General features: G+C 39.5%; 15 protein-coding genes. 5 read left to right on the top strand and 10 right to left on the bottom strand.

The genetic code is table 11. The features are described 5' to 3' along the window. Positions 1–212 precede the first annotated feature (212 nt). Both JN11_RS17535 and JN11_RS17530 read left to right on the top strand, forming a co-directional pair. Positions 213–809, top strand: a complete 597-nt coding sequence (locus JN11_RS17535) for a DUF4142 domain-containing protein (protein ID WP_144914647.1) — start codon at positions 213–215, stop codon at positions 807–809. A 212-nt stretch (positions 810–1,021) separates the two neighbouring features. Further along, the gene (locus JN11_RS17530; RefSeq protein WP_144914645.1) at positions 1,022–5,221 is read left to right on the top strand and encodes a cache domain-containing protein; all 4,200 of its coding nucleotides are present in this window, start codon (positions 1,022–1,024) and stop codon (positions 5,219–5,221) included. Between the two features lie 65 nt (positions 5,222–5,286). Here the strand turns inward: JN11_RS17530 and JN11_RS17525 are convergent, their stop codons facing one another. The 10 genes from JN11_RS17525 to JN11_RS17480 form a co-directional block, all read right to left on the bottom strand. Continuing rightward, positions 5,287–5,892 (bottom strand): lipoprotein signal peptidase, encoded by a 606-nt coding sequence (locus JN11_RS17525; protein WP_144914644.1) that lies wholly within the window; start codon positions 5,890–5,892, stop codon positions 5,287–5,289. Further along, complete coding sequence (locus JN11_RS17520; RefSeq protein WP_144914642.1) at positions 5,893–6,276, bottom strand: TraR/DksA family transcriptional regulator; 384 nt, start codon at positions 6,274–6,276, stop codon at positions 5,893–5,895. It lies immediately after the preceding gene. Next, a complete protein-coding gene (gene ileS / locus JN11_RS17515; protein WP_144914641.1) occupies positions 6,277–9,696 on the bottom strand; it encodes an isoleucine--tRNA ligase in 3,420 nt (1,139 codons plus the stop codon). Between the two features lie 151 nt (positions 9,697–9,847). Next, entirely contained in the window at positions 9,848–11,245 is a 1,398-nt protein-coding gene (locus JN11_RS17510; RefSeq protein ID WP_144914639.1) for a serine hydrolase, read from the bottom strand. A gap of 176 nt (positions 11,246–11,421) precedes the next feature. Further along, on the bottom strand, positions 11,422–12,291 hold the full coding sequence (locus JN11_RS17505; protein WP_144914637.1) for a formylglycine-generating enzyme family protein: 870 nt from the start codon (positions 12,289–12,291) through the stop codon (positions 11,422–11,424). 25 nt (positions 12,292–12,316) lie between these two features. Further along, the gene (locus tag JN11_RS17500) at positions 12,317–12,772 is read right to left on the bottom strand and encodes a hypothetical protein (protein WP_144914636.1); all 456 of its coding nucleotides are present in this window, start codon (positions 12,770–12,772) and stop codon (positions 12,317–12,319) included. 122 nt (positions 12,773–12,894) lie between these two features. Next, positions 12,895–13,332 carry a luciferase domain-containing protein gene (locus JN11_RS17495; RefSeq protein WP_246139047.1) on the bottom strand — a complete coding sequence of 146 codons (438 nt, stop codon included), beginning with the start codon at positions 13,330–13,332 and terminating at the stop codon, positions 12,895–12,897. Next, positions 13,322–14,230, bottom strand: coding sequence for an SRPBCC family protein (locus JN11_RS17490; protein ID WP_144914634.1), 909 nt, complete (start codon positions 14,228–14,230; stop codon positions 13,322–13,324). Before JN11_RS17490 ends, JN11_RS17495 begins: the two co-directional genes overlap by 11 nt. Positions 14,231–14,237: 7 nt before the next feature. Then, a complete protein-coding gene (locus JN11_RS17485; protein WP_144914633.1) occupies positions 14,238–15,191 on the bottom strand; it encodes a TIGR01777 family oxidoreductase in 954 nt (317 codons plus the stop codon). A 55-nt stretch (positions 15,192–15,246) separates the two neighbouring features. Further along, positions 15,247–16,065, bottom strand: coding sequence for a thiol-disulfide oxidoreductase DCC family protein (locus tag JN11_RS17480; protein ID WP_144914631.1), 819 nt, complete (start codon positions 16,063–16,065; stop codon positions 15,247–15,249). Between the two features lie 345 nt (positions 16,066–16,410). Here JN11_RS17480 and dinB point away from each other — a divergent pair, with 345 nt between their 5' ends. The 3 genes from dinB (at position 16,411) to JN11_RS17465 (ending at position 19,189) form a co-directional block, all read left to right on the top strand. Further along, positions 16,411–17,523, top strand: coding sequence for a DNA polymerase IV (gene dinB / locus JN11_RS17475; RefSeq protein WP_144914629.1), 1,113 nt, complete (start codon positions 16,411–16,413; stop codon positions 17,521–17,523). Positions 17,524–17,583: 60 nt separating this feature from the next. Continuing rightward, entirely contained in the window at positions 17,584–18,774 is a 1,191-nt protein-coding gene (locus JN11_RS17470; RefSeq protein WP_144914628.1) for a class I SAM-dependent rRNA methyltransferase, read from the top strand. A gap of 70 nt (positions 18,775–18,844) precedes the next feature. Continuing rightward, complete coding sequence (locus tag JN11_RS17465; RefSeq protein ID WP_144914626.1) at positions 18,845–19,189, top strand: YciI family protein; 345 nt, start codon at positions 18,845–18,847, stop codon at positions 19,187–19,189. Positions 19,190–19,218 lie beyond the last annotated feature (29 nt).

The raw sequence follows: 19,218 nt of genomic DNA, 5'->3' as shown, positions 1-19,218 counted from the left end.
ATTCTTTTTGATTTTTATGCCTCAAAAATAATAAAACTTTAACACAATGCTATCCAGTTAACCACTAAGGTTAATTATTTAGCCATAGAGCGGTAAATATTATATAACTTAAGCTGCCATTCGGCGTATAAACATAAATAATTAAACCTATAACAATACTGAAACTATATGATTTATAGTTTGTTAAATAACTAACCATAATAATTTCATTCATGAGAAATTTGTGTTTAAGTATAACACTATTAACCATTGTATTCATAATGGCTGCCTGCAACCAAAGGGCCAAAAAGAATGTGGCTATAAGTACCGACAGTATTTCGAGCGCGGATAGCTTAAAAGCTGTAAACGATAGCTCACTTAAACTTAATACCCCAATGGATAATAGCGATGTTAAGTTTGTTACCGAAACCATACAAGCCTGTATTACAGAAGCCGAATTGGGGAAAGTGGCTATACACAATGCAGCAAATAAAAGGGTTAAAAACTTTGGGGGGATAATGATAAAAGACCTTAACAAAGCACACAACAAATTATTAACACTAGCCCGCAGCAAAGATATTACTCTCCCAACCACTCCTGATACTACAGAACAAAGAACCATTAATGCGTTTGCAAAAAAGACAGGAAAAGACTTTGATACTGCTTATGTAAACTACATGATAAGCGATCATAAAAACTACATCCAGATTTTTGAAAACCAATCAAAAAACGCGGCCGATCCGGATATCAAAAATTTCGCCACAAAGTCATTAAGAGATTTAAAAAACCATCTCGAAGCTATCAATACTATTCACGATAGCATGCAATAGTACCCCTCTTGCCAATAAAGCCTCTTCAATTTATTGAAATATTGCGTAAAACTACGGTTGTTTGTGCAGTAGCTATAGTTTAATTTTATGTAAACTATTGGTAAACAAAGCGTTTTATAATAAACATTATTTATCAGTAATATAAAACGGCATCAATCTTATTGATTGATATGCACTATCTAAACCCCTGCATTCACAGTAATAAGCAAATAATGGCAAGCTCATTTTCTATCAAAAACAGTCAAATTGCTGTTTTTTGTACACTAATGGTTCTTATACTATTAGGGGCCAGTTACTTTTTTATTTATGTACCCAACAATGAAAAAGTTGTTCAGGAACGCCATTTCCTTTGTTTACAGAATATCGACAGTAATATTCATTCAAAAATTACTAATAGTTTAATGCAAATTAACGGGCTGTTGGAGGTCGATACCTTACATCAAAAAGCTGTTTTAGATACTTACATTAACAAATACCCCAAAACTAATTTTGTAATTATCCCGGTTCAGCATATGGGTTGGCAAAAGGGGAAAAAGGTTTTCAAAAAAGCAGCGGTTGAAGTAGATCCGGACTCAAAACTGCTTACCCTTTTCGCAAATAAACCAATATTGAAGAGTGATAAAGATACAAGCAGCTTAACCAGAATTGGCATCCGCTATGGCTTTGAACAATTTTTTAAACCGCTTTTGCCTTTAGACAATTTTGAAAATTATGTAGTTTTTTATGGCAATAAACTGGTTTATGAAACCTTCCAATCCGGGTTAAGCTTCACTAAAAGTGATTCTCTTTTACAGTTAAAAAGCGGCATAATAAGCCCGGGACTGCACAGCGTAAGCATTGGTGGAAAAGATTATAAGTTATTTTCTCAATCGGTTAATATAAATGCCAATCATGAGTGGATAATAGCGGGCCTGGTATCAAGCAAAGACTATGAGAAGGAAAAAAATCAGCTGCCTTTATGGATAGTACTTTTACTGGTAACCATAGCCATTGGAATAATTGTTTCTCTTCCATGGTTAAAGCTTTACCATATGGGCAGTAAAGACAAGCTTACCGTAACAGATGGTATTTCAACAGTATTAATATCTATGCTGTTAATGTCGTTTTTATTTTTTGTTGTTTTTAAATACAGTTTTTATTTCAGTACTAATTACAGGCACCTTGCCAACTCTAAAGAAATTTTACCAGCTCAAATAATAAAAGCATTTGAAACGGATCTGGATACCGCAAGCAGCTTGCTCACTAAGTTTGATTTAGCATATAATAATCCAAAACTGCAATCAAATGTGATTAATTTGGGAAAAGACAGTGCTAAATACCAAGATACGCCCGATAAGATTAAATATAGCCCGCTAGAAATACAACGATCACTGCTTGAAAGAAGGGATTCTTCAAATATTATTGTTCACCAGGTTTATTGGCTTAATAGTAACGGAACAGAATTGAACAACTGGATTGAAGGCAACGTAAGCGTTCCGCATACCCGGTATAATTTAAGAGCATACTTTAAAGGCATAATAGCTGATAAACCCAACCGAACAGGTACAGATCAATTTATTGACCAGGTAATTTCGCGAACCAGCGGAGCCTTTACTTCTATAATAGCAAAAAAATCTAAAAACAAACCGGCCAAAGTAGCGGCTATGTCTTTTACTGCCAGAAGTTTGGATAATGTAATAATACCTGACGGGTATCAGTTTGCGGTTATTGACAGTACCGGTGAGGTATTGTACCATAGTATGGCAGACAGGAATTTGAATGAGAATATGCTAAAGGAACTGGCAGATAGTAGTTACCTGCTTAGTGCAATGATAGCCAAAGCCGATACCAGTTTTACAACAGAATATTATGGCAGGCAATACAAAGTAAAAATAAAGCCATTTGCAGACCTTCCGTATTATACCCTGATCCTGGAAGACCTGGAATATAATGATGCCCGGGATACTGAATCCTATACTTTCACTTTATCCATGCTGGCCTTTATGTTGTTTTTCCAGGTAATTCAGGTTGGTATAGTTTTCTTTGCATCATCCAAACGGTCATTTTTCAAAAAGCAGCTCTTCGAAACATCATGGATAGGGCCTAAAACCACCTCACATCACCAGTATAATCTGGCCATTCTGGCTAATGTTGCGGTAATTATTCTTTTAATATTTTACTTCGAAAGGATTTCGTTTTTAAGGTATTTATACATTCTTCTTTTCTCTATTACTTCTATAGCTGTCTTCTTAAATATTGTCTTTGTAATTAAGTATAAAAATGAGCACAAAAAAGGTAACCGCTTCTTTAAATTAATAGCCATTGGCTGGTTGAGCTTATTTGTTCTGTTAATTGATATTTCAGCATTCTTTACACTCACCCTCAGAAACTTTTGGTGGCTGTTAAGTTTCGAATTGTTATTAGCAGCTATTTGTTTTGTTAGTTATTTAATAGGAGAACCTTTATTACAGAAAGCGCGAGATCTTAAAGCAAAATCACCCAAAATAAAACAATACTGGACCTATACACACAGCTTTGCAATGATGACCACTACCCGACTGGTAATAAGCAGCGGCATCCCTATTGCTTTCTTTTTTATATACGCTTATAACTATGAACAAAACCTCGATTCGCGTTACAGACAACTCAATTTCTCAAAAGACTTAACCCAAAAACGAACCTCTGCAGATATTATTGATACTTTAACAGGCTGTATAAAAAGAGACCTGACCAAAATTCCCGGGGCATATTATGATGGTATGTCTATCAGCGGGATTGACACGGCCAATACCAATAACAAAATAACTTATTCGTATGAGGATTCGCTCACGGCTTGTATTTTAGGCTCATTGCGCCTTATCAATAATACATTGGAGCTCAGAAACAGCAATATTAATAATGCATCAGTTGATAATAAAGCTTTTTTCAACAACCTTACTCATCAACACAGTTATAGAAAAGATTTAACCATCACCCGTTATTCATTAGGCGATAACAATTACTTTCAACTCAAATCCGGGCATATTGATTATCCTCAATTACCAGTACAATTCTGGCTCCTGTTGATCGCCGGGATTATCATATTTTATTACGTGATCCATAACATCATCCGCAAATTATTTGCCCTTAACCTGCCTTCTGTAAGCGGTTGGGAAATGATGGATGAAAAACTATTGCTTGATAATAAGTTAAACTCTCTTGTTTTTGTTTTGGGTTCGCCGGGCTCCGGGAAATTAAAGCTGATAAAGAAAAAATTAAAGTATAACCAAAGGACGGAAGAACAGGAAAAGGAGCTGCTTTTTTTAGCAGAAACTGATCAGTTTGAGCTACGGAAGAAAAAGCTGGCTGAATTTAATGCCGACAAATTGCTCTGCAACGATGGTGAGTTATTAATTTATGACGAGGATGATCCATCTAAAAACAATGTTTTTATAGCGGATATGATTTATATATCTGTACAAAAAGGTGAAGATGACCCCGACTGGAAGCAATGCCGGGAAGAAGCTTTTAAGCCTTATTATTCGCTGGTTATTATTGATCATTTTGAATACAATATAAAAGACTCTAGAGCCAATACCATTAAGCTGGATTTTTTGGAATCATTAATGCAAAAAAGCAAAAGTAAAATCATGATCGTTTCAACGGTGCATCCGCTTACTTTCCTTGATTCATTTAATGAACTACAGCAAAGCAAGACAGATGATGATAAAGCCAATAATCGCATACCCGAAAGTGAACTGGAAAGATGGCACGTATTGTTGGGACACTTCCGTATAGTAATTGTACCACTAAATGACATTTCGAAGCCTGGCAATCAACGGCTTTTGCCTGCTAAGCCTGACCCTTTGCATCATGATATTTTAGAGGAAACCAAATACACCCATTATTTGAATAACATGTACCCGGTAACCATGAGTACGGCAACCTCAATCTATGAAAAATATGGGAATGATGAAAGTGACCTGGCAGATTCAATGATATTTAAGCTACAAATAAGTTCGCATTATTTTTATACCTATATATGGCAATCGCTTACTAAAGAAGAGAAATTTTTATTGTATGATTTGGCCGAAGATGGGCTGGTTAACCCATATGATGATTATAACCTAAGCATGCTGATAAGCAAAGGGTTGATTATTAAACAATGCGGAACATTGGTACTGTTTAATAAAGGTTTCAGAAACTTTATATTAACGGCCATTGGCAATACGGAAGTAAACCGTATAAAAGACCAGGTGAAGGATAATGGTAACTGGGGTAGTTTAAAAACGCCGTTAATTATTTCCATTGTCGCTATTCTTGCATTTTTAATCACATCAGAACAGGAAGCCTATAGCCGGATAATTACTTATGTAACAGCCCTTGGAGCTGGAGTACCGGCTGTGTTAAAAATATTTTCGCTATTCCAAAATAACACGCAAAAAGCTCCGTAGTTGATTCAAAAAAGAAAGCCGCATTAAAATGGATTAATGCGGCTCTTTATTTTTATTTGTAAAGGTTAATCTTCAACCACCTCACTATTGGGGTTACTGATTTCAGGGACCTCGTGTTTGAAGTAACGTTTCTGATAAATCAGGATAAGGATTACACCCACTGATATGGCCGCATCCGCCAAATTAAATATCGGCTCAAAAAACTCAAAGTATTGACCATGCCATACCGGGAACCAGGATGGATAGCTGCCTTTTACCAGTGGAAAGTAAAACATATCTACTACTCTGCCTTCAAAAATGCTGCCATGCTGATAAATAAGCCCATAAAATGTTGAGTCGATAATATTACCCAACGCACCTGCAAATATCAGGGCTACGCAAAGTATAAGACCGCGGTGATATTTATGTTGTATTAAATAAACCAGTCCGTACCCAATACATGCCACGGCCGCAATACGGAACAGGGTAAGGGTAAGCTTTCCGGCTTCGCCGCCAATTTCCCAGCCAAAGGCCATGCCATTATTTTCGGTATAGCGCAACATGCCATATCGGCCTAAAAAGTGGATTTCTGAATTAAAATCCATATGTGTACGTACCCAGGTTTTTATAATCTGATCAACCAGGATAATTACTGCAACTAAAAGAAACGGTTTAAGGTAAACAGCCTTCATTTATTGCTTCAATTTAGCTTCCATGCTTAAAGTGGTGTGCGGTACTGCACGTAAACGCTCTTTTGGAATCAATTTGCCTGTTTCGCGGCAAATTCCGTAAGTTTTGTTTTCAATGCGTACTAAAGCAGCTTCAAGCTGCTCAATAAACTTTTTCTGACGGGCAGCCAGTTGATTGATCTGCTCTTTTTCAAGTGTAGCCGATCCGTCTTCCAATGTTTTGTATGTGCCTGCAGTATCATCTGTACCGTTGGCATTAGGTGAACTCAAAGAAGTTGCAAGAGCATTTAACTCTTCTTTTGCAGAGCGCAGCTTCTCTAGTAAGATGCTTTTAAATTCCTGCAAATCTGATTCAGAATACCTGGTTTTTTCGTTTTCTTGTTTCATTTATATTTTACTAATAGCAATCAAAATTTCATTTTCATCAATCAAGGCAATTTCGCCTTCATATAGTTCATTATCAAGCACTACGCTTTCTGCCAAAATTTCGGCGCAAATATATGATAAATTATTATTCACCGCCTCTGCTATAAAAACGTGGTCTTTAAGCCTTACGTTAATCTTGTCGGTTACTTCAAATTCTTTCGCTTTGCGCAAATTCTGGATACGGTTTATTAACTCTCTTGAGATCCCCTCCTGTTTCAATTCATTGGTTATGGTAACATCTAAAGCAACAGTTAGTTTTCCTAAATTTGCAACTTGCCATCCCGGAACGTCTTCTGCAATAATTTCCACGTCGGTAATAACCACATTATGACCGGTTGGCAGTGTTACCGAGCCTTCATTTTCCAGCTTTGCAATATCATCCTGATCAAGGTTTCCAATGGCTTCTGCAACCACTTTCATATCCTTACCTACTTTAGCGCCCAGGGCCTTAAAGTTTGGCTTGATCTTCTTTTTAATGAAGCCAGCAGTATCTGTTATGTACTCAATATCCTTAATATTGGTTTCGGATAATATCAGGTCCTTTACCTGGTCAACCTGCTTTTTGAAGGTTTTATCCAGTATAGGCAGCAAAATTTTGCTTAATGGCTGCCTAACGTTGATGCCCACTTTTTTACGCAACGATAATACCAGCGATGATATATCCTGTGCCATCTGCATACGCTCTTCAAGCGCTTTGTTTACCAAACTCTCGTTATATTCTGGAAAGTATGCCAGGTGAACCGATTCAAACTCTTCCTTGTGCGTTACCTTATTTAAGTCGATGTATAAACGATCGGCAAAGAATGGCGCTATTGGCGACATCAGTTTGGCGATGGTGATTAAACAGGTATATAAAGTTTGATAGGCTGATAGTTTATCTTCAGAATTATCAGACTTCCAGAAGCGGCGACGGCTTAAGCGTACGTACCAGTTACTTAAATGTGCATCTACAAAATCCTGAATAGCACGGGCAGCTTTGGTAGGCTCAAAATCAGCATAAAAAGCATCAACCTCTTTGCTCAGGGTATTTAATAGTGAAATGATCCACTGATCAATCTCCGGACGATCACTTATGGCAATTTCTGCTTCGCTATATTTAAACTTATCAATGTTAGCGTATAGCACAAAAAAGGTGTAGGTATTGTATAGCGTACCGAAGAACTTACGGCGCACCTCATCAATGCCTTCTACATTAAATTTCAAATTGTCCCATGGCGCAGCATTGCTGATCATGTACCAGCGCGGAGCATCGGCACCAAACTGTTCAATAGTGGCAAATGGATCAACGCCATTGCCCAAACGTTTTGACATTTTGTTGCCGTTTTTATCCAGCACCAAACCGTTTGATATTACATTTTTAAAGGCTACGCCTTTGTTGCCTACTTTTTCATTTACTTTTATAACCTCTTCACTTACTTCACTCAGCATTACAGCTATGGCGTGCAGGGTAAAGAACCAACCGCGGGTTTGGTCAACACCTTCGGCAATAAAATCAGCCGGGTAAGCATTGGCAAATTCTTCTTTGTTTTCGAAAGGGAAATGCCATTGCGCATAAGGCATGGCGCCGCTATCGAACCAAACGTCAATCAAATCTGGCTCGCGGTACATCGGTTTGCCAGCAGATGATACCAATACCACCTCATCTACATAAGGACGATGCAAGTCAAAGCTTGAATCTTTCAATGATTCAACGATGTGCTTGTCTTTCGCTAATTGATCGTCTGTTAAAGCACCGCTGTTTATTGCAAGTACCAATGCTTCCTTTAGCTCTTCAATGGAGCCGATACATCTTTCTTCCGGACCATTTTCCTCGCGCCAGATAGGTAGCGGGGTACCCCAGAAACGGGAACGCGAAAGGTTCCAGTCGACCAGATTTTCCAGCCAGTTGCCAAAACGGCCTGTTCCGGTCGATTCTGGTTTCCAGTTGATCCTTTTGTTCAGCTCCACCATTTTATCCTTCAGCGCAGTAGTGCGGATGAACCAGCTATCCAGTGGATAGTATAAAATCGGTTCATCTGTACGCCAGGAGTGCGGGTAACTGTGTTCGTATTTTTTTACGTCGAACGCTTTGTTCTCTGTCTTTAATTTAATAGAGATCAGTACATCGGTAGCTTTAAAGCCCGGTGCTTCGCGTTCTTCTTTGGTATAATATTCTTCTTTAACATAGTAACCGGCAAAGTCAGTCACTTCATCAACAAAGCGGCCCTGTTTGTTTACCAGCGGCACTTCTTTGCCGTTTTCATCCAGTACCATAACAGATGGTACGTTATTTTCCTTACAGGCCCTGAAGTCGTCCGCACCAAAAACAGAGGCGGTGTGAACTATACCCGTACCATCATCAGTGGTAACAAAATCAGCTGAGATTACGCGGAAGGCATTTTTCTCCAGATCCTCGTTAATTACATAAGGCATCAATTGTTCGTAGTGGATTCCTACAAACTCAGTACCCTTATTGGAGCCTTTTACCTGCCACGGGATGATCTTATCACCACCTTTATAATCAGCAAACGAAGCATTTTCACCTTCGGCCTTAAAATATTTGCCCACCAGGTCCTTAGCCAAAACTACGGTAACCGGTTCAAAAGTATAAGGGTTAAAAGTGCGGATACTTACGTATTCAATTTTTTCGCCTACGGCTAATGCACAGTTTGACGGGAGGGTCCACGGAGTGGTTGTCCATGCTAGTATGTATACATCAGTATCGGCATTTTTAAATAAAAACTCCGAATCTTTATCGCGTTTTACTTTAAACTGGGCAGTGATGGTGGTATCCTTCACCATTTTATAGGTGCCGGGCTGGTTCAACTCGTGCGAGCTAAGGCCGGTGCCTGATTTTGGCGAATAAGGCTGCACGGTATAACCTTTATACAATAAATCTTTATTGTACAGTTGCTTCAGTATCCACCAAAGGGTTTCAATATACTTGTTTTTGTAGGTAATGTATGGATCTTCGAGGTCAACCCAGTAACCCATTTTCTCAGTCAAATCGTTCCACACATCGGTATAGCGCATTACCTCCTTGCGGCAGGCATCGTTATATTCGGTTACTGAAATCTTTTTGCCTATATCATCTTTAGTAATGCCTAAAGCTTTTTCAACGGCCAGCTCAATAGGCAAACCATGGGTATCCCAGCCGCCTTTGCGTTTTACCTGGTAACCTTTTAATGTTTTGTAACGGCAAAAAATATCTTTTATAGCGCGTGCCATTACGTGGTGAATGCCGGGCATACCATTGGCACTTGGCGGCCCCTCGTAAAATGTGTACGGGTTATTGGCCGGGCGCGTGCTGATGCTTTTTTCGAAAATGTTTTGTTTCTTCCAGAAATCAAGAACATCCTTGCCGGTTTGTGATAGATTTAACTGCTTATATTCCTTGTACATCAATGTATTCCACCTCAAATTTTAGAGGTTGCAAAAATACGGAAATTAACATGAAAAATGTTATAGAAGTGTGAAATTGAGGGCGATTTTTATTGAAAGTGCAGATAATCTTTTATATCGATGCCTTTGAAACCCATCGCTATAAGAGATTTTAATTACCGGGCTGCTCCAGTTTTTTGATGATATCTTTTCCTGATTGACTGTTGGGGTTAAGTTGAACTGACTTTTTATAGTTTAACAGGGCTTTTTGTTTATCGCCTTTGTCAGCATAAGCCTCGCCCAAACTATCAAACACATTCCATGAGTTTGGAAAAAGTTTGGTGTTGTATTCAAAAACAATAATTGCATCGGTCATCCGGTTTTTACCGAGCAGGTAATACCCAATTTCGTTTAAGGAATTTTCATCATCAAAACCATATTCTGCTGCATTTGTCTTTTTTAAATCGTTATAAAATGCAATAAACTGATCAGCGGTTAAACTATCCAACTTGTTTTGAAAACTGATTAATATTGATTTTGCGGGTTGGGTATACGGCTGGCCATCCAAAATAGCCTGTATAGCGGTATTAAACTGGTATAAGCTTACGTTTTTACTATTGGTGAGCAGTATGACAGTTCGTCCTTTTGGCGCATCTGATACCAGCAAGGCCTGGTAATTGTATGCGGTTCCATCGTGAATATGGCTTACCAATTTATCCCCATCCATGCTACCTCCGCCTAATCCGGCTTGTTTACCGGGCGCCACGGGTATTAAAATATCCTTGGTTGATTGGGGGCTGATGAGTTTAAAATCAGCTATAGCTTGGGCCCATTTATAAAAATCATCAAGTGTAACGGCCGTCCAGCCAGAAATAGGAACAGTAAGCGGATCTTGCTGGTGGTTTTTGTTGTAGGCTCTGGCCATCAGCGGAACATCATCACCCGGATCAACCACAGAATTGTTCATGCCGGAAGACGCTAGTATTTTTTGCTCCACAAACTGATTAAAGGTTATGCCCGTTATTTTTTCGATAATACGCCGCCGCAAAAACACATTATTGTTATTGTAGGCGTAGCTGCTGCCCGGTTCAAAGTCAAGCTTTTTTAATTGCATTAAGTCGGCCATGTCATCGGCATCGGTTTTAACGGTTTTCCACTTCACATCGGGTATCCCGCTGGTGTATTGTAGTAAATTTTTTATGGTGATGGTATTGGCCCAGGCAGGTAATTGAGGCAGGTATTTGGAGACTTTATCATCCAAACTAAGCTTTCCCTGGTCTTTGAGCATCATCAGGGCCACAGCATCAAATTCTTTGGCAATTGAGCCAATATGAAACCTGTACTGTGTAGTAAGCGGAGTTTTTTCTGAAGCACCTGTAAAGCCCATGGCGGTTTCATATAAAACCTTACCATCATCGGCCACTAAAATATTCCCTTTAAAAAGTCCCAGCTCATGTGCCCTTGTCATGTAAGCTTCTATTTTTTCAACTTTGGTGGTTTGTGCCTTTACTGCGTTGTTAATAAAAACAATACACAAACATAACCATACAAACTCCGCGTGTTTTTTCATTTGATTGAAGCAATTGCTTGAGTAGACACACCGAAGGCTTTATTAGTTACAAAAAGCAGCAGAATTTTTGAAAATACCAACGGGCTTAAAGATAGCAATAGGTAAAACTCATTGCTATAAAAAGGAGTTACTTTAAGCAGTACGCTTTATTTTTCATTATGATGCTTAAATTGATTCTATTGTGCGGTAACGGCACATCTGAAGCCAACTGATTCACTACATCCCCGGGCCGAAAAGCCTTCGCGATAAGTGGGGATCAGATTTACAGCGGCGTCTTTCCAACTACCACCAAGTATTACTACCTTATTTTGAATGGCAGTAGATGTACTCATAGTGGGCCGGTGATCTTTTCTATAACGGGCCATTTGTGCATACATATCCTGACGCCATTTATCAGCACAAAATTCAGATACGTTGCCCGCCATATCATATAGACCCAGGCTGTTTGGCGAATATGTACCCGTTCTTACAGCACCATTGGTGCCCGAATCCATATAATTTGCTTTTGATTTGTCGGCATCGGTATTGCCCCATGAAAACAAGGTTGATTTTCCATCCGCTCCTTTTGCAGCATACTCCATCTCCGCCTGCAGGGGCAAGCGCTTGCCAACCCATTTGGCATAGGCACTGGCAGCATACCAGCTTACGTAAACTACTGGGTAATCGTCCTGTCCGTTCGGATATTTATTTCCATTCCACAATTTGAGGTAATTACCATCGTGCAAGCTATCGGCAATATTTGATTTTGACCATAGCGGATTGGCGTGGATAAACTTTTTATAATCGGCATTGGTTACTTCGTATTTGTCAAGATAAAAAGCATGGACGGTTACCCTAATTGCCGGGTATTGCTGAGAAAAATAAGATGCCGGCATTTTAAACCGTGCTGTTACTGTTTGAAGCTGAGTGCTATCCAGTCCCATAGTAAACGTTCCTCCTTTTACCAACACCATATTAGTGTATGAAGGATTTACAGGGGTGTTTTTTATTATAAAGGCAAAGCTAGTTAACGCTGCTAGCGTTAATAACAAAATTTTATTTTTCATATGTGATAAGAAGAATGGCTTAAAGTTAAGCCATTTTCTTTTTAACAGCAACGGCCTGCTGTTTGGCTGGAGCGCCTTCTACTTTATAAATAAATATAAAAATAAAGGTAGCTACCGCCGATGCCTGTTGCATAATCAAATCGCTCCTGATAAGCAAAATAGCCGGTTGTGCGAAGAAATGGTATAAGGTAATAAATACGATTTCTGCCAAAATAAAAATCAGCAGGCGATTTTCTGTCGAAGGTTTTCTGAGTGAGGGGATAAAGCTTAAAATAATTGCTATTAATGCCCAGGGCAAAGCATTAAATTTTATAAACAGCCATGCGCCAGAGAAATATTTTGATAGCAGCATTCCGTATTGCGGAAACGCAATGCCATGGTTCAATATGGGGTAAATGCTGTACAAAGCGATATAAACCAGTGGCGCAAGTATTGCCGCGCTTAACCATACTTTTAAACTATATATAAGTACCTGTTTCATTTGTTAGCGTGAGATATTGTGGTTTGTAAAATTTAATTGGTTAACGAATATATGGAATTTATGTAAAAACAAGGGTATGCGAATGATAATGCTTTAATGATAAAGGGAATCAAATCATTTTCTTAATTAGCATATAAACCTTCGTATGCTTTTCTTAGCAATTGTTTCGCGTATTGGGCATCACTTATATTTTCTATATAAAAGCTTATCCAGCCTGATTTTTCAAAAATATGGTGACGATTAACCTTCCCTTCGGCAAGCAATTGTTTTTTTATTTTACGGCTGAAGCGGATATCCAGCAAACCATTGCTGTGAATATGACCAATCTCCTTTCCGTTAAAATCAAATTGCATACCACCGTACTTATGGAGTCTTTTGCCGGTACCTTGCCAGCGCAGCACTTCAGATTCAATATTATCAAAAGCATCCAGTATTTGCGGACGGACAAAAAGTGTCCACAGCATTAACTGACTGTCAAAAAGATAAGGCAACAAGGGAACGGCCTTTAAGAATCCCAAATACCTTATTACAAATTTGAATAGGGCTAATTTATTTTTCACTTATTTGTTTTATATGCTCCATAACACGCAAATGCACATTCCTGGTAATGCTTTGCGCCCAAATATCATAGTACCACGTAGGGAAAACGTATAATTTGTACCAGCTGTTACCGGTAAGCGTGGTGGTGCCATTGCCATTGTCTTTTAATAAAAATTGCCCGCGCAGGATGTCAATATGATTCATAATTTCCGGATCGCGGGGCTGATCAACAATATCAAAAGTAAGGTCATGGGTTTCATCGTAAGTAATGATCTTTTCACCAAATGTGTAACCATTGCTGAAAATACATTTACGGCCAGCCCCTTTATAGTAACCAGTAACTGTGGTTTGCATGGGGCTTGGCATACCGATACGGAATAACCAGTATTTGTTTTCCTGCTTTATTTTTTCGAATGCGACAACGTTTTTCCACACTTTAGCAGGAGGTGCGTGTATGGTGATGGTGTCTGAAACCATGTTTTGATAATTGTGCTTTGAAAGCGAATCGTTCACAAAAACAAATATCAGTATAGCAATAACGCTGACGTTTAAATTTTCATCATGCCGTTTAAACAGCTTAAAACCAACAAATACACCTAACATCAGGAAACCAAAAATTAAAGGTGATACAATGACGAGGCAAATAACCCCTTCGCCTAAAAAAATATAGCTGAATGTTAATGCAAAAAAAATATCCAAACAGGCGTAAAGTGCTCTTTTTCTGCCCGGCAAATTCAAATCTTTCCAAAACCAGGCACATATCATTCCCATTAAAATAGGGATAATCACAAATTCAGAAAAAACAAAAGTGGGTTGCCCTCCTTTTGAAAGCAAATATTTACTGATACCTATAAGGCCTACCGCGAAAAAATTAGAGATGATAAACCCTTTTAGTATTTGAATGGTGCGGCTGTTCATTTTATGTTTAGATTGCGGTACTATTATAGGAAATATATTTATCTGTATCCAATATCTCTTTTACTGCAGCAAGTGCTGTTTCAAACTGAAATTTAAAACCACTATCCAACAATCGTTTTGGCTTTACCCAGCGGCTTTTCAGGATCAGTTCCGGCTCCGTGCCGATGATAACTGCCCCGGCTTCCAGCAACCATTGCGGGGCGGGCAAACCAATAGAGCAGCCATAAGTTCTACGGATGATGTGCATCAGGCGGTCGTTTTTTACGGCGTAAGGGGCGGTGCAGTTGAAAACACCTTCTAATTCCTGATGATCTGCCAGCCATTCGGTAATGCGTGCAGCATCCTGCTCATGAATCCATGATACATATTGTTGCCCATTACCCTGTTTGCCGCCCATGCCCAGCTTTACCAGGTTGAGTAAACGCGGGAATACACTATCGCTTCTGCCCAAAACTATACCCATACGTAGGGCAATTTTTCGGGTTTTAGGTGTTTCATATTTATTGAAAGCGGCCTCCCATGCATTGCAAACATCAACAGAAAAACCGGTGCCAATTTCGCCTGTAGCTTCATCCTGTGGATGATCTTCAGCATGGCGGTAAATGGTGGCTGAGGTTATATTGATCCATAGTTTTGGTGGTTCAAATAAATCTTGGATCACCTCGCCAAGCAGCTCGGTTGATAATAGCCTGGAAGCAAAAATTTCGGCCTTGTTTTTTTCAGTGTAGCGGCAGTTTACATTTTTACCGCAAAGGTTAATCAGCATATCGGCATTCACCAGGTCGGCGGTCCATTTACCGCGGGTTTTGCCATCCCAAACTACAGTGCGGATATTGTTTTCAGTTTCTTTGTCATGGCGACTTAATATGACTATTTCATTGGCCTTATCGCTATAATAATTGGCCAGCACAGTACCCAGGTAACCGTTACCGCCGGCGAGGACTATTTTTTTGTATTTCATGATGTTGGGTTAATTGGAGAATGGTTGATTAGGTGAGCGGTTGATTAGGTTTTACTTATGCTAAGATTACCACCAATACCAACAGCCTGTACAAAACCCAGGTAATACTTAATATGTAACCAATATCCAAAAGCTTGCTGCGGCGCAGGTGCTCTAAAAACATCAAACCGGCAACAGCCATAAAATACAAAGTGTAGATGATAGGGGTTATCGTTAGCAAGTGGTTTAAAGCTAATGGGATTAAGAGCAGCAGGCTCCCGGCGAAAGAAATGGTCATCATATTGCCGAGATAGCTCCATAGTTTTTCTTTGGCGATGGCGCTGATGATAATGCCTTGAAAAATGATTTGCCCACCACAGATAAGGTATTCGCGATAAGCATTTCCTACAGGCACCATACTGCTTAATAAGTGAGCATATGCAGTAAGGATGCAGCTTGTAAAAAACCAGGTAAACAGCAGGTAAGCTATGCGGTAATGTTTTTTGAAGCTTGGCTGATAGGTGTAACCATCGCCTGCAATGGGTGCGGGAATAATAACCCTGCGGTTATAACTTATAAATGCATAAACCTTACTCATTAACCAGATAAATGGTTTGCATAAAAACAAAGGCGCAAATGCCGGACAGGCATTACCCAGAATTTTGAAAATGCTTTTTACACCGTAGGTAACCTCACCGTTTTGCAGGTTTACCAGGGCAATTTCATTTACAGCACGTTGTTTATCAATAAGCGGGCAAATGGCATCCATGTTATTTTGGTACGCTCCTCTGCCATCTTTTGGCAGCATACCACTTTTTACAAAGGCGTTGGTGTATAAGTTGCACATGGGGCATTCGCCATCAAAGAGCACCATGTGATTTTCTAATGTTTTCATATTTTCAATAATTAATGAAACTTATAATTAAAAAATAAACCGGATAAAATCCGATTGCGCTAAAAGCTATTTTGCTTTATCAGTGTACAAATATAAATATATTTTTAAACTTTCAATATTTATTGAAAATAAAATTAGATTTACAGCTATTGCATTCAGACTTCTGGGTAAATGGGAATTCCTTAATTGAATGGGCGAGTTTAGGCCCGGCATTAACCTGGTAAGCAAGCTAAATAGCCTGCTGCACCACACCCGGGCAGTAGATGGATAACCATAGTTATCAAACCACCTGTAAATTCCATTGTGTTTTATCAATATATTTGTGTGGCATAATGCTAAGCGGTAATGGGAAATGAGCCTGAAAAACACCATCGTAAAATTATCCATATTGATATGGATGCGTTTTACGCTTCAGTTGAACAGCGCGATAATCCTGAATTGAGGGGCAAAGCGCTGGTAGTAGGCGGCTCGCCCGAAGGCAGGGGTGGGGTGGTAGCTACCGCCAGCTATGAGGCCCGCAAATTTGGCATCCGCTCGGCTATGCCATCAAAACAGGCATTGCACCTTTGTCCGCACGTCATTTTTGTCCGCCCACGGTTTGCAGCTTATAAGGAAGTTTCGCAAAAAATCCGGGCCATATTCAGCAGGTATACAGACTTGATTGAACCGCTTTCGCTTGATGAAGCCTATCTGGATGTTACAGAAGATAAACTCAACATTGGTTCGGCCATTGAAATAGCGCAGCAAATAAAACAGGCCATAAAAGATGAATTGCAATTAACAGCATCTGCCGGAGTGTCCATTAATAAATTTGTAGCCAAAATAGCCTCCGATATCAATAAGCCCGACGGTTTAAAGTTTATCGGCCCATCGGCAATTGAAGCTTTTATGGAGAAATTGCCCGTCGAAAAGTTTTTCGGAGTGGGGAAAGTAACTGCCCAAAAAATGAAAAATATGGGTATTCATACTGGTTATGATCTTAAACAATTAACAGAAGACGAACTGGTTAAATATTTTGGCAAAGCAGGGCGGTTTTATTATCAGATAGTGCGCGGAATTGACAGCCGGGAGGTGCAGCCTCATCGCGAAACCAAATCATTGGCAGCAGAAGATACTTTTGCCTATGACCTCACCACCATTGAAGAAATGGACGCCGAGCTGGATAAAATAGCGCAAACAGTGTGTAATCGCCTGCAAAATTATCAACTAAAGGGGCGTACCATCACCCTGAAAATAAAATACAGCGATTTTAAACAAATTACCCGAAACCAGTCTTTTACTTCGGGTGTGAATGACCTGGAAACTATCAGTGCTACAGCAAAACGTTTGCTGGCTGCAACATTGCCAGAGGATAAAAAGATCCGGCTGCTGGGGATTTCCCTTTCTAATTTCGGTGACATTGTACAAAAGCAAAAAGAAGAAAAAGAAACCGATCAATTGAAATTGCCTTTTTCCTGATGAAATGGTTGTAAAGTTTGAATCGCCTGCATTTAGCACCCATTTGTTACCTTTGCACCCATGATTGAGGTAATATTAAAGAAGGGTAAGGAAAAAGCAGTTTTGCATAAACATCCCTGGGTATTTTCGGGTGCTGTTGAACGTGTTATAGGCAAGCCCGAAAATGGTGATATTGTTCGCCTGGTTGATGCAAAGGGTCAATTTATGGCTTATGGTTTTTACAATGACCAGTCGAGGGTTGCTTTGCGTTTATTGGAGTGGGATGAAAATGTGGCTATTGATGAGCAATGGTTCAGGGGGAAAGTCGCAGAAGCGGTGGAAAGTCGCCAGAAGGATATTTTGGTTGACGGGGTAACCAATACCTGCCGATTGATATTCAGCGAATCGGATTATCTGCCCGGATTAATAGTAGATAAATATGCCGATCATTTGGCGGTGCAGGTATTAACATCAGGTATCGAGAAAAATTTAGCAGTTATAATCGATGAACTGCAAAAACTGTTGAACCCAGCCAGTATTTTTGATAAAAGCGATGCCTCCTCACGTACCCACGAGGGTTTGGATACAAAAAACATTGTATTGGCCGGTATCCATCCACCCGAAAGAGTGGAAGTAAAAGAAAACGGAATAACCTATAATATCAACATCGCCGAAGGCCAGAAATCAGGTTTTTATTGCGATCAGCGTGAAAACCGTAAAATACTGGCAGCCTATGCCAAAGGCAAAAAGGTGTTGGATTGCTTTAGCTATACCGGTGGTTTTACTTTAAATAGTTTGCAAAACGGAGCAGCATCCGTTAGCAGCGTGGATAGCTCTGTGCTGGCGGTAGAAACCCTTAAAGAAAACATCAGCCTTAATAAATTTGATACAACAAAAGTAACCGCCATACCATCAGACGTAAATAAACAACTTCGCAAATTCAGGGAAGAAGGGGAGTTGTTTGATATTGTAATACTCGACCCGCCTAAGTATGCACCATCAAGATCCGCACTGGATAAAGCTTCGCGGGCTTATAAAGATCTGAATCGTTTAGGTATGCTGTTGCTCAATAAAGGGGGCTTGCTTGCAACGTTCTCCTGTTCTGGCGCTATGGATATGGAAACCTTTAAACAGGTACTGGCCTGGGCCGCTTTGGATGCAGGCAAGCAAGTTCAGTTTATTTACCAGTTTTGCCAACCTGAAGATCATCCGGTAAGGTCATCGTTTCCTGAAGGTGAATATTTAAAAGGCTTGCTTTGCAGGGTGTTTTAAAATAATTTGTTGGGTTTGTCCAATAGGTCAATAACCAATCGTCATAGCTCATAAATTAAAAATTACTACAATGAATGAGTTTGTAATGTTATTCAGAAATGCTCCAACAGGTGATACAAGACCGTCGCCAGAGGTGATGCAGGAATTTGCAAAAAAATGGGATGTTTGGCTGTCAACAATCTCAGCCAAAGGGAAATTTGTTAGCGGGAGCCGATTGGGTTTTGAGGGCCGTATTTTAAAACCCGGCAATATTATAACCGATGGCCCATATGCTGAGGTAAAGGAAATATTGGGCGGTTTTATAAATGTAAAAGCCGAATCGCTCGATGAGGCATTTGAAATGAGCTATGGCTGTCCTATTTTATTGTTAGGAGGCTACGTTGAGGTGCGACCGGTTATGACCAATAATAACTAAAAATAAATTTTTTAAAATAGCAGAGTGCT

Origin of the sequence: Mucilaginibacter frigoritolerans (assembly GCF_007830615.1) — a bacterium.
In the GTDB taxonomy this organism is placed as follows: Bacteria; Bacteroidota; Bacteroidia; order Sphingobacteriales; family Sphingobacteriaceae; genus Mucilaginibacter; species Mucilaginibacter frigoritolerans.
This window is presented reverse-complemented; position numbering and strand designations above follow the sequence as displayed.